General features: G+C 69.8%; 7 protein-coding genes. 3 read left to right on the top strand and 4 right to left on the bottom strand.

Features of this window, described 5'->3' with window-relative positions; all coding sequences use genetic code 11:
* Positions 1 to 71 precede the first annotated feature (71 nt).
* The 3 genes from ACWENQ_RS10070 to ACWENQ_RS10060 are packed head-to-tail and all read right to left on the bottom strand — an operon-like array spanning position 72 to position 6,664.
* Positions 72 to 5,978, bottom strand: a complete 5,907-nt coding sequence (locus tag ACWENQ_RS10070; protein WP_452413679.1) for a WXG100-like domain-containing protein — start codon at positions 5,976 to 5,978, stop codon at positions 72 to 74.
* A 6-nt stretch (positions 5,979 to 5,984) separates the two neighbouring features.
* On the bottom strand, positions 5,985 to 6,284 hold the full coding sequence (locus ACWENQ_RS10065) for a hypothetical protein (protein WP_449921714.1): 300 nt from the start codon (positions 6,282 to 6,284) through the stop codon (positions 5,985 to 5,987).
* Positions 6,281 to 6,664 (bottom strand): YbaB/EbfC family nucleoid-associated protein, encoded by a 384-nt coding sequence (locus ACWENQ_RS10060; protein WP_449921717.1) that lies wholly within the window; start codon positions 6,662 to 6,664, stop codon positions 6,281 to 6,283. The genes ACWENQ_RS10065 and ACWENQ_RS10060 overlap by 4 nt, the downstream gene beginning before the upstream one ends.
* Before the next feature lie 179 nt (positions 6,665 to 6,843).
* Here ACWENQ_RS10060 and ACWENQ_RS10055 point away from each other — a divergent pair, with 179 nt between their 5' ends.
* The 3 genes from ACWENQ_RS10055 (at position 6,844) to ACWENQ_RS10045 (ending at position 9,259) form a co-directional block, all read left to right on the top strand.
* Positions 6,844 to 7,335: a GbsR/MarR family transcriptional regulator gene (locus ACWENQ_RS10055; protein ID WP_452413677.1), complete on the top strand. Its 492-nt coding sequence runs from the start codon at positions 6,844 to 6,846 to the stop codon at positions 7,333 to 7,335.
* A 40-nt stretch (positions 7,336 to 7,375) separates the two neighbouring features.
* Complete coding sequence (locus tag ACWENQ_RS10050; RefSeq protein WP_449921719.1) at positions 7,376 to 8,572, top strand: cytochrome P450; 1,197 nt, start codon at positions 7,376 to 7,378, stop codon at positions 8,570 to 8,572.
* Positions 8,573 to 8,845: 273 nt separating this feature from the next.
* Entirely contained in the window at positions 8,846 to 9,259 is a 414-nt protein-coding gene (locus ACWENQ_RS10045; protein WP_452413676.1) for a hypothetical protein, read from the top strand.
* Between the two features lie 22 nt (positions 9,260 to 9,281).
* Here the strand turns inward: ACWENQ_RS10045 and ACWENQ_RS10040 are convergent, their stop codons facing one another.
* Complete coding sequence (locus ACWENQ_RS10040) at positions 9,282 to 12,161, bottom strand: BTAD domain-containing putative transcriptional regulator (protein ID WP_452413675.1); 2,880 nt, start codon at positions 12,159 to 12,161, stop codon at positions 9,282 to 9,284.
* Between the last annotated feature and the right edge of the window lie 22 nt (positions 12,162 to 12,183).

Below are 12,183 nucleotides of genomic sequence, written 5' to 3'. Positions count from 1 at the left end.
TTGCCGGTGTTCCCGGGCGTGACCTCGTTCCCGAGGGTTCGCCGGCGCCGTACCCCGGACCGGCCCCAGGCTCAGCGCCTGATCACCCCGGGGTGCGCGGCGTCGAACTCGGCGAGCCCCTCGGGGGTGAGCCTCAGGTAGAGGCCGCCGGGAACGTCCACCACCAGAGGCTTGCCCTTGCCATAGACCACGACGGAGACGTCCAACGCGAGGTAGGTGTTCTCGTGCTGCTTCTCCAGGAAGTTGCGTTCGACGATGTTGGCGTTCCGCGAAGCGGCTTCGTCCGCCGTCTTCACGCTGCCGCCGATGCCGCCGAAGCCCAGCGTCCCGTCGCCGGTCGATCCGGCGGACCCGCCACCTCGGACCGACTGGCCCCGGCCCTGCTCCTGGCCGTGCCCGCTCGTGCTCATGGTCTGCTCGTAGACGCGTTGCTTGACCATCGCGCTGGCGACCTCGTGGGCCCCCGTGACGTCGATCCCCACCTTGCCGATCCCGGGGATCTCGTACTCATGCGCGAGCAGCTGCTCGAGATGGGCGCGCATGGTCCTTTCCTTGGTGGCCTCGGCGACGGACATGCCGGCCGGGCGAGAGAGTTCGTATCCGTTGGGCCGGTCGGCCAGCGAGGGCACCTCCGCCCGGAGCTTCGGCGGTACCGCGGCCATCGGTGCCCATTCCTCCACCAGACCGGCGGCCGGGAACGCGACCTGGCTGACGTCTCCCTTGGGGACGCCCTTCCCGAGCGTGCTGGACATGCTGTTGGGCCCTGCCGTCTCCGCCCATCGCGGGTCCGCGGCGACGACCGGCGTGTGCGCCGTGACGGGGGTTCCCTGCGGCACCTCCGTGGTGAGGTGTCCCGGCACCAGGACGCCGAGTTCGCCGCTCACGACCGCTCTGGACGTCGAGGTGACCCCGACATGCCGGTCGAAGAACCTCCCGGCTCCGTCGTGTCCGGTCACCTCGCCCACCTTGAGCAGCACCTTGCGGGCAGCGCCCTGCACGGGTTCCAGGACAGGGCGGACCGGGACGCGCTCGAGCGTGATCTCGTACGCGACCGGATGCCTGAACTCGTGCGGAGCTTCGCGCGTCTGGTAACGGTTGATCGCTTTCCCGATCGTTCCGTGCGCGTCCACGGTGTGGGAGTCGCGGTAGTTCGCGTACCCCGCTTCGGCTCCCCTGACGTCGTCCGAAGACTCCAGGTAGCGCCCGAGCAGCTCCGTGCCGCGGTCCGAGCCCCTTTCGTGCACCTGCAGGTCACCGCTGAGGCGCTCGCTGCGGAGCATGAGGCCGGTGTCGGAACGCTCACCGACGTGTACGCCCTCGCCGGGCTGGGCCTTGACCCGGATGCCCACGCGTTCGATGACCCGGCCGTGTTCGTCGGTGATGAACAGCCAGGAGGACACTCCGTTCCCGCGGAGTTCCCCCAGTCTCGTGCCGAGCGCGTCCTGGCCGTAGAGGCCACGCAGGTGCTCGGCCACGGGGTGGTTCGTGAACTCCTGGTCAGGAAGGAGGAGCTGCTCGTCTCGGAGCATCTTGAAGATCGTCGGGAGTACGGCCTGCGCGTCGAGATACAGAACGGAGGCGGTGCTCATCGCCGCCTCGGACGCGGCGTAGGCGCGGGTCGTGTCCCCCGCCTGCTGGGCGGGCTCCACGGGTTCCACGGGCTTCGGACCTTCCAGTCCGTTACGGCGTGCCACCTCGTCCGGAAGGACGAGGTCCATGATGTCCTCCACCCGGACGTACGTGGTCGGGCCCCGTTCGACCGTTGTCCCGTCGGTCTTGGTCGGTGTCACCTCCACGACCAGGTCCGCGCGGTACCAGTGCGAGGTGCTCCCGTCCGAGTAGGTGACCCGGGCCACGTCGCTGCCACCCAGGTAGGAGCTTTCCTGGGTCATCCGCTTCGCGGTGCCGTGCACGCCCGCTCGCGCGACGACCTTGCGCTCGGTTCCGCCGCCTTCCTCGCTTCCTCGCGCGTGACCTGCCTGCTCGCCGTCGCCGCCGAGGGTGACGCGCAGACCGGTCCGGGCGTGCCCGCCCAGGGACTGTCTGCTGCGCTCGCCGTCCGTCGCCCTCGAGTTGCTGTTCGAGTAGCTTTCGTGCTCCACCCCGGTCTCCGACTTGACGTGCTTCATGTCGGCCACGTGGACCTTCACATGCACGTCGTGGCGCGTCCCCCCGCGATCGGACACGGTGTAGTACAGGCCGTCGGGGTGAGAGGTGACCATGGTTTCCAGCTTGATCACATCAGTCGCGGTCTCGAACGCATGCGGTACGTCCAGACGCTCCGCGGGCACCGGCAGTCCCGCCCATCTGGCGTACGCCTCGGCCACCGCCATGGGCAGGTCAGGCATGGCGCCCAGACGGACGATGGCGGACAGCTCGCCCTCACGAGGCCGCCACACGTCGCCGGGCGGCTCCGTCGACGACTCGATGCGTCCCACGTGCGCGACGTCCTGCGCGAGCACGGGCGACTCCGGCAGGTGGACGTTCGGTACGAGGACCTCCGCCTTGCTTCCGTGCACCTCCCACCCGGTGTTCGTCACCTCTGTGCCGTTTCGCGAGATCCTCATCCTGACGTCGAAGGAGAGATCCCGCGTGAAGGTGAAGCCGCCCCTGGTCTCCGTGCGGTCGTACCTCGTGCTACCTGCGGAGAAGCCGGCGCCCTCCGCCTTCGTGCTGCTGCCGGTGAGAGCCAGGTTCACCGGGTCGACCTTGAGCCCGTCGTTCACTTCGAGGCGCGCGACACCACGCACCTCCCCACGGCCTGAGACAGAGGTCTCCCGCTGGCTGGTGTTGGTCTGCGACGTGATCCTGCGCTCGTTCACCGTCATGTCGGTCGAGCCGACCTCGTGCCGCCGGCCGAGAGCGCCCTCGGCCGCGATCTCGAAGGTGTAGCCGCCGATCGTCTTCTCGTACCTGATGCCGTGCAGAGCATGCGTCAGGTCGGCTTCCAGGGCCGGGCCGCCGAAGCGGCTGTCGATGTCCCGCATGATCTGCCGTTTGATCTCCGGCGGGAGGTCGGGCAGCGCCTGGTCGACGGCCTGGCTGATCTCCGTGCTGAGGAGCGTCTCGGAGTGGACGCGGATGCCGCTGCCCAATCCTGTTCCCCGCCCGGCCGCGAGCGTCTCCGGCTCCAGCACGTGAGGGTCGTAGCCGCCGTTCGGATGCTCGCCCCTGGGCGGGTATTCGGCGAGCGGCTCGCTCCGCACGTACTCCGCACGGACGTCGTCCATCTCCCGGTGGAGATCGGCGAGTTTCTGCCGGATGTCGTTGAATTCCCCTGGCGGCCGGAGATCGTGCCCGAAGACGTCCTGCTCCATCCGGGGCGCGTCGCGGGCCGGTACGACCAGTTCGGCCTTCACCTCGACCTCGAAGGTGCCCATCCGCTCGGTCTCGACCTGCAGCAGCATGTGGGCGTCGTACATCGTGACGTCATCGATCCTGGTCAGGACGGTGTGGTTGCCGTGCGCCCGGCTGCTGGACGTCACATGGTCCGTGCCGAAGCCGAACCCGCCGATGAGGCGTGCGACGACCTCCACCTTTTCTCCCAGGCTCACGCCGAACTTGCCACCCGCATGGACATTGACGCTCGTGCCCTGCCGATGTGACGTCCCCTCGCTCTCGCGCCGCCCCATGTCGTCCCGGAACATCGTCTCGATCGGTGGCCGCGCGCTTCCGTCGACAGGCTCGATCCGCGTGATCCGGCCGGTGACCTTGACGGATTCCTCCGCTGATCCCAGCGCGGAACTCTTGTACCGGACCGCCTCGGAGGCGGTCCCGCTCGACAGCATCGACTGGCTGCGGTTCTTCATTCCCTGCTCGCTGAGCACGGTGGACGTGAGGTGCTCAACGATCTTGACCACCTCGCCCGCGGGCACGCCTGCCGACAACGCCCGACGTTGCACCTCCAGCACCAGAGGCGTGACGTCCATCCCGGTGATGGCGATTCCGTGATCGCGGAACTTGTGCTCGGCTCCGACCGGGACCTCGTGGCGGGGCAGCGACGGGGGGTGGTCGGCGGACAGCAGCGGCCCTTCCCTGGTGAACTGCTGGGGAAAGGGGAGGGTCAGGGACAGGTCGGGGACCGCCGCGGTTTCTGTGACCCTTTCACCGTTGCGGTAGACGTCGAGGGAGATGTCCGCGGCGAAGTAGTCGTGCGTCGGGGAAACGGCCTTGTGACCGCTGATGACCTCGATGCCGTTCGTGTGGGTCGTGCGCGACGTACTGCTGACGCCGATACGGGGCAGGGCGCTCGCCTCGGCCTCGTCCGGCGAGTGGTACAGCCCTCGCATCAGACCCGCGCTCCGGTCCAGCGACGAGGCGCGCGAGGACTTGCCTTCCACACCGTCCCCGCCGAACGCGACCGGCTTCTCGGGCGCCAGGCTCGGGTGCTCCACGTGCGTGAGCTCGCTCGGCTTCAGCTTGAGGTAGATCACGGTGTCCTTGACACTGAGCGCGACGCCTCTCTGGAGATGATCGGTCCAGGTGTCGCGGTCGCTGTCGGAAAGCGCCTCCTCGAGCCATTCGCGGATCGCGCGCCGTTCCCGCGGGGTGACACCCGTGATGCCGTCGGTCAGCGCCCGAGCCGCCGTCGTCACGTTCTCCGGGACCTTGACGTCGTGGACGGCCGTTTCGCCCAAGGCGCCGATCTCGACGGTGCGCGGCGGATGGATCACGGGCTTGACCGACGTGTCAAGCTGCTTCCAGGTCGGCGAACCATCAGGCCGCGACATCGGCCCACCCGCGGACTGCCCGGCGTTCACCCCCGCCGACCGCGACCCGTCGACCCGCCACGCCGGCGAACCGTCAGGCCGGAACGGCGCGGAGGCGTACGTCACCGGCTGCGGCGTCTCCATGCCGGAAGCCAGCCGCGACGCCTGCGGGACCAGCACGTCGTGGCTGTTCCAGGCAGGCGACTTGATGGCCTCCTGGTTATGCCTCATCGCCGCCAGCGTCGTTTCGGCGCTGGACTCGGGCCCGCGCTCGGGGCCGGCATCCGGGCGGGACGGAGGACGTTCGGACGAAGACGGAGGATGTTCGGACGAAGAGGTCGGGTGGGGCGAGGGCGAACCGTCGGCACCACGGAGCAGGGCCGCGCCCCCGTGCTGCCCGTCCGCCCCGAGCGCGCTGGACGTGATGCCCTTGGCCAACATGTCCCAGCTGAAGTCCCCCTGGACCGCCAAGGTTCCCGCGGTCGTGATCCCGCCGGCCACGGCATACTGCGCGGCCTGCCCGTACAACGACGACGTGGCCGCGGCCAGCAGCTTCTCGGCCATGGTCATCTCGGCCCTGGTCAGGCCGGACCGCAGGGCCGAGGTGGCCAGCGCGTTCAGCCCGACAGAGAGCGCCCCCATGAGCCCGCCCATGGCACCACCGGTCAGCGCCGAGGTCCCCAACTGCCACCAGTCGATCTCGTCCCTGCGACCCTTCACCATCTGCAGGATCTGGAGGCCCAGGTCCATGCCGGCGACGATCCCGGCGAACAGCAGGATGTTGCGCACGCACTGCTTGGCGATCTGCCTGACCGTCAGCCGGGCAAGCTGGACACGTACTGGGATGAGCGCCAGACTCGCCCCGCCACTGGCCAGGGCCGCGCCCAGCAGATACACCAGTTGGGCGACCAGCAGCCAGACGGTGACCTCGATCATGTACTTGGTGTACTGGATCTGCACGCCCACGCCGTTGAGCGCGACAGCGGTCTCCACGAGCCGCTTGACCACAGCGGCGACCTGACCGCCGGCGACCCGGTCGACATGGGCGGCGAAGGCGAGATGGGCCTCCCCGTCCCAGTCGGCGCCGATTTTGGTCGCGCTTCCCGGCTGGTCGGCCCCCGTGCCCTCGACGAGCCGGTGCGCGGCCTTCACGCAGGCGTCGGCCAACCGGAAGCAGCCGGACTCGTCGCCTTCCGGCCAGTCCATGCCGACCACCCAGCCGACGTACGGCTTGGCGAAGTCGGGCACGAGGAACCCGTCGAACCCCATGGACGATCAGCCGCGCTCGACCGGGGGATGCTCCGCCCCCTCGTAGTTGCGAGCGGTGGCGTTCAGGCGTGAGGCGACACGCTCGAGCTCGTCGATGTGCGCCTTCAGGGCGTCGAAGATGCCTCCTTCCATTTCGGGCATCTTCTTGGCCAGTTCGGCGCCGTACATGTCGTCGCCGAGCGTGTTCCTGTCCCGGTCGAAGGCGGCGCGCAGCTCGGCACGCACCTCCTCCGCGTTGTGCGCGAGCTGGTCGTAGACCTTGGCCTGTCGGTGCAGCGACTCCCACCACACGGAGAAGCCGGTCACGGGGCCGGCTCCACGGGCCTGGGGAAGAACGCGTCGAGCACGGCCCGCTCTCCGAAGACCTCCTCGTACGGCACGCTCTCCGGCATCAGGGGCTCCAAGAGCTCCTTGCTCTGCTCGGAGACCGCGGCGGTGGCCTTGTCGACCTCATGCATGATCGCGTCGGCCAGCTGCGAGGGGGACAGGGTGCGGTACACCCTGGGGTTCAGCTCGATGCCGAGCATCTGACCGTGGCGGCCGACGGTCACGCTCACCAGCCCGTCGGCTGAACGGGCCGTGTGCTCCATATCGGAAAGTTCTCCGTACGCTTCGCGAATGCGGGCCATCTGCTGATTGATCTCGCCCGCGAGCTCCCCGATCTCTACCTCGAACGCATCCGCCACAGATGTACCTTCCGTACGTCCACTGCCAAATGGCATCTTAAGTTACTTTTCCCCCCAAGATCCCGATGACTCACACCGTTTGCGCCGCTGTTAACGAAGTTGTCACTGAGCACACATGAAGTCGCAACCAACCACCGTCGTCCGGCGGCATCGCGACGTACACTTCATGAAGTACGTGCTTGACGACAATCGCGGAGTTGGCGCCAGTGGAGCCTCCGGAGATCGAGTTCGTCAATCGGATGGGGCTGGACATGGAGCGTCTGGGCGGGACGCGCACGATGGGCCGCTTGTACGCGTGGCTCATGATCTGTGATCCGCCCGACCGGTCCCTCACCGACCTGGCAGCGGAGCTCGGCGTGAGCAAGACAGCGGTCAGCACGGTCGCCAGGCAACTGGAGGCGGGCGGGATGATCGAGCGCGTGCCCACGGCCTCCCGCGAGCACCGCTACCGGATGACCGTCGGCGGGTGGACACAGGTCATGCGGGTCCAGCTCGCCGGCGTCCGGATGAGCCTGGACACGCTGGACTTCGGGCTGTCGGTCCTCGGCGGCGAGGACCTGCCCGAACGGCGCGCCCGGATGGCGGACACCCGGGAGTTCTTCGCCTTCGTCCTGCGGGACGCCGACGGGATGCTCCAGCGCTGGGAGGAACACCGCAAGAAGTCGTCGTGACGTACATCTCGACAGAGAGATCCTCAACCAAGGAGAGGCGATGGCCGACTTCGTCGAGCGGTACGACATCCCGAAGCAACACTTCTGGCTGCACGGACCCCGATCGGGCCCGCCCGTCGAGTTCGACGCCCAGGCCGGGATGTGGAACGTCTACGGTTACCCGGAGATGCAGGAGGTCCTCGGCGACCCCGCGACCTTCTCCTCCGACACGATGCGCGTGGTCCCCAAGGGCATGATGCCGGACGAGGACTTCTCGCTGGAGGGCTTCATCACCCAGATCGACCCGCCGGATCACGGCAAGCTGCGCAAGCTGGTCAGCAGCGCGTTCACCCGCAAGGTCGTCGCGGATCTCGAGCCGCGGATCGCCGCGATCACCCACGAACTGCTCGACGCGGCGCGGGAGCGCGAGCGGTTCGAGCTGGTGCGCGATCTGGCCTATCCGCTGCCGGTCATCGTCATCGCCGAGCTGCTGGGGGTGCCCAGCAGTGATCGTGCGCTGTTCAAGCGGTGGGCGGACGCGCTGTTCCAGCGTGACGCCGCGGTCTCGCTCAACCAGTCCGCCGAAGAACGGAACGCCGCCTTCGAAGCCACGATGAAGCCGTGGCGGGAGATGAGCGCCTATCTCGCCGGCCACGCCGCCGAACGCCGCCGGCAGCCGCGCGCCGACCTGCTCACCAGGCTGGTCGCGGCCGAGGTGGACGGCGAGCGCCTGCCCGACGGGCAGGTGGTCAACTTCGCGATCGTGCTCCTGCTGGCCGGGCACATCACCACGACGATGCTGCTCGGCAACACGGTGTTGTGCCTGGACGCCTTCCCCGCCCAGCAGGACAGGGTACGCGCCGACCGCGCCTCGGTCCCGGCCGTCATCGAGGAGTCGCTGCGGCTCCTCACCCCGTTCGCCGCCCTCGGCCGTGCCACGACGCGCGAGGTCGAGCTCGGCGGCGTGGTGATACCAGCCGATCAGATGGTCATGTGCTGGCTCGCGGCGGCCAACCGGGATCCCCGGCAGTTCCCCGACCCCGAGGCGTTCGATCCCGATCGCGACCCGAACCCGCATCTCGCCTTCGGCCGCGGCATCCACTTCTGCCTGGGCGCGCCCCTGGCCCGGTTGGAGGGGCGGGTCGCGCTGAACATCCTGCTCGACCGGTTCGATCCCCTGCGCACCGATCCGGAGGACCCGGTGCAGTTCATCCCCGCGCCGACCATGACGGGGGTGCGCCGCCTTCCGCTCCTGTAGGAGCGCGGGCGGACACGTCCTGTAGGAGCGCGGGCGGACACGGAGCCGCCCGCTCCAGGTCGTCTCGCCGAGGAAGCGTCCCTGCTGCGTGAGGTCGAGGGTGGGCCCACGCCGGAGGGACGGGTGGTGAAGTGCCGGCCGTTGGAGGGTGGGGCAGTCTGCGCTGTCGTCTGAGGGGATCCCGCGAAGGGTCGTCTACCCGGTGTCCATCGTGCGGCTATCCGCCTGCGCGAAGGTCTCCGGCGTACCTCGAATGCCCTGAAGGGATGACATATGCGCAAACAGCTCACGCTCGCGGGAACGGCCGCCGTCGTCGCTCTGACCGGGTGCGCCTCCACGGCCGCGCCTTCCGCCGCCCCCGCGGCCGAGTCCGCCCCCGCCTCGACCGCGCCCGCGCGGCCCGACCCGGTCTGCGCGGAGCTGAAGAAGTTCCAGGAAGGTGTCGACCGGGAGGGCGCACCCGACGTGGTCGGGCTCGTCCTCCAGGTCGGCGACCTCAGCGCCGGCCTCATCGGCAAGACAAAGAACACCGACCTGATCAGGGCCTTGACGCTCAACACCGAGGTGGCCGGCTCGATCGAGAAGTCCGTCGCCGCCGGCGACGACCCGAACAAGGCGTTCGAGACCGTCCAGACCCAGATCGACGAGTCGGACGCCCTCATCGACAAGGTGTGCGGCAAGATCTGACCCCGCGCCGGGCGGGGGCCGGCTACACCTCCTCCGGCAGGGCGTCCAGGAGCTGTCCGGTGTCGTACGCGTCGGTGACGCCCAACCGGTCGAAGATCGCGACGGCGCCGGTCAGCGCGGCCTTGGCACGCCCGTGCCGGCCGAGCGTGGACAGCGCCCGGCCGATCTCCGTCAGCGCCTCGGCCATGCCCCGCTCGTTCGGGTAGGTCGCCAGCCCCGCCAGGCCCGCCTCGGCGTACGCCAGCGCCTCTTCCGGCTGGTGGAGGTGGGTCTTCACGCGCGCGATCGCGATCTGGGCGGTCGCTGTCCAGAACAGGTAGCCCAGCGCGGTCGCGAGGCTCAGCGCGGACTCCAGATGCTCCAGCGCCTCCTCGTACTCACCGGCCCTGGCCAGCACGAAGCCGAGAAGGTAAGGCGTGATCGGCTCGACCTTGCCGTCGCCGATCTCGATCTGGAGGTCGAAGCCCCGCCGTGCCGCGGCCAGGGCGTCCTCCTTCCGGCCCATCGCCGACCAGGTCGTGCCCATGCGGCCGAGCAGCGCGGCCTCGAGACGGCGATCCCCCGCCGCGCGCGCCAGTGTCATGCCGCGCTCGAAGCACTCCGCGGCACGGGCGCTGTCCCGCCGGAAACCGGCCTGGTAGCCCAGCAGGGCCCACCCGTGGGCCTGCACGCCCAGATCTCCTGCGGCCTCGGCGAGCGTCACGGCGAGCCGCCCGTGCCCGTCGGCGTCCAGGCCGGTGGCCGACCGCGAGCCGTCCATGTGTTCCAGGCCCTGCATGAGGTGGATGTAGCCCTCCGCCGCGCGGTCTCCCCTGCTCGTCGCCGCGGCGAGCAACTGGTCGAGGCGCTCGACGTACGGCTGGCCGAGAGTGCGGAGCTCCCCCAGCGCGTTCATCAGCCGGGCCAGCCCGTACAGGTCGCTGCCGGGCAGGTCGGTGACCTGGCTCACGCAGTTCAGCAGGATGTCGCAGCCGGTGTCCAGCCACGCGCCGACGTCCGCCAGATCCGCGAAGGCGATCGTCTCCCCCGCCTGCTGTTCGAGCCGGTCGGCGAGCGGGTTTCCGGGGGAGCCGAGCCGGAGGGCGCCTGCCATGCAGGCTTCGAAGTAGTGGTGGAGCCGGACGAGGGCCGCCCGCCGGGCGTCGTCCTCCTCTTCTTCCTCCAGCCGGGCCCGAGCGAAGAACTTCAGCAGGTCGTGCTGCCGGTAACGGCCCATCGCGGGTGACTGCAGGAGACTGAGGTCGACCAGTTCCTCGCCCAGCCGCTCGGCCTCGGGTTCGGCCAGGTCCAGCAGGCGCGCGGCCATCACGGTGGTGAGCTCGGCCGCGTCGGGAACGGCCAGCAGCCGGAACGCCCGCGCCAGCTCAGGGCGGAGCTGTTCGTAACCGAGGGAGAAGCTCACCTCCACAGCCAGGTTGCCGACCTGGAGTTCGGCCAGCCGCCTGCGCTCGTCGGCCAGGCGGGCGCACAATTGGGCGATCGACCACATGGGCCGGGTCACCAGGCGGGCGGCGGCGATCCGGATCGCCAGCGGCAGGAACCCGCAGGCGGTCACCAGCTCCAGCGCGGACTCCGGCTCCGCCGCCGCCCGTTCCTGTCCGAGGATCGTCCCGAGCAGCCGGATCGACTCGTCGGCGCTGAGCACCTCCAACCCCACCTGGAACGCTCCATCGAGGCCGATCGGCTTGGCACGGCTGGTCGCCAGCACGGCACAGCCGGCCGATCCCGGCAGCAACGGGGTCATCTGGGCCACGTCGCGGGCGTTGTCCAGCACGACCAGCATGCGGCGGTCGGCGAGCAGGGACCGGTAGAGCGCGGCGCGTTCGGCGAGCCCGTCAGGGAGGTCGCCCTGGCCCAGCGATCGCACGAACCCGGCCAGCGCGGTCGCCGGAGGTATCGGATCCGGGCCGGCCCCCTGCAGATCCACGAAGAGCTGGCCGTCAGGGAAGAGGTCCTTCACGGCGTGCGCCACGTGCAGCGCCAGCGTGGTCTTCCCCACCCCGCCCTGGCCGGACACCGCCCAGATCAGCAGCGTCCGCACGTCGCCCGAGCGCAGCGATCCGACCATCTTCGCCACCTCGGCGTCCCGGCCGGTGAAGTCGGCCACGTCCAGCGGCAGCTGGCGGGGTACCGGCAAGGTCACCGCCGCGGGCTCGGCGGCCACCTTGCCCGCGTGGAGCGTCGGGTCGCCGGTGATGATCCGCTGGTAGAGGCAGGCCAGCTCCGGCGAGGGATCCACCCCGAACTCCTCGGCCAGCAGCCGCCGCGTGTCGGTGAAGAGCCCGATCGCCTCCGCCTGCCGTCCGGACCGGTACAGCGCCAGCATCAGGAGCCTGCACACCCGCTCCCGTGCCGGGTGCGCGGTCATCAGCGACGTCAGCTCCGCCACCGACTCGTGGTGCCGCCCCAGCGCCAGGTCGCACTCCGCGCGCGCCTCCAGCGCCGACAACCGCATCTCGACGAGACGGGAGCGCTGCCGCCGGGCCCACGCCCCCGGCAATCCCGCCAGCGGCTCGCCGCGCCACAACCGCACCGCCCGCTCCAGCAGGTCCCTGGCCTCGGCCGGCGGCGCGTCTCGCGCGCGTGACACCAGCGCCACGAACTCCCGCACGTCCAGCCTGGCCGTGGAACTGTAGCCGCTCCGCAACGAGCGAATCGCGCCGTCGCCCAGCACTCCTCGCAGGCGTGACACGTAGTTGCGCACCGTACTCGCGGCCGTCGGCGGCGGGGCTTCGGCCCACAGGACGTTCACCAGCTGCTGGACGCTCAGCATCCGCCCCTCGGCCAGCAGCAGGGCCGCCAGCGTCAACCGCTGCTGCGGCGATCCCAGGTCGAGCTCCGTGTCCGCCCGCCAGCCCCGCACCGGGCCGAGAAGCTCGAAGCGCGTCTCCGTGAGTGGCATGTGGTTCACCGGCGGACGGCAT

It is taken from the genome of Nonomuraea sp. NPDC004354 (assembly GCF_053602555.1).
Note: the sequence above shows the minus strand (reverse complement) of the source record. Positions and strands in the feature narration are given on the sequence as shown.

Coding starts and splice junctions, on each gene's coding strand:
- ACWENQ_RS10070 (WP_452413679.1), bottom strand. CDS start 5,978: ATGGGGTTCGACGGGTTCCTCGTGCCCGACTTCGCCAAGCCGTACGTC.
- ACWENQ_RS10050 (WP_449921719.1), top strand. CDS start 7,376: ATGGCCGACTTCGTCGAGCGGTACGACATCCCGAAGCAACACTTCTGG.
- ACWENQ_RS10045 (WP_452413676.1), top strand. CDS start 8,846: ATGCGCAAACAGCTCACGCTCGCGGGAACGGCCGCCGTCGTCGCTCTG.
- ACWENQ_RS10040 (WP_452413675.1), bottom strand. CDS start 12,161: ATGCCACTCACGGAGACGCGCTTCGAGCTTCTCGGCCCGGTGCGGGGC.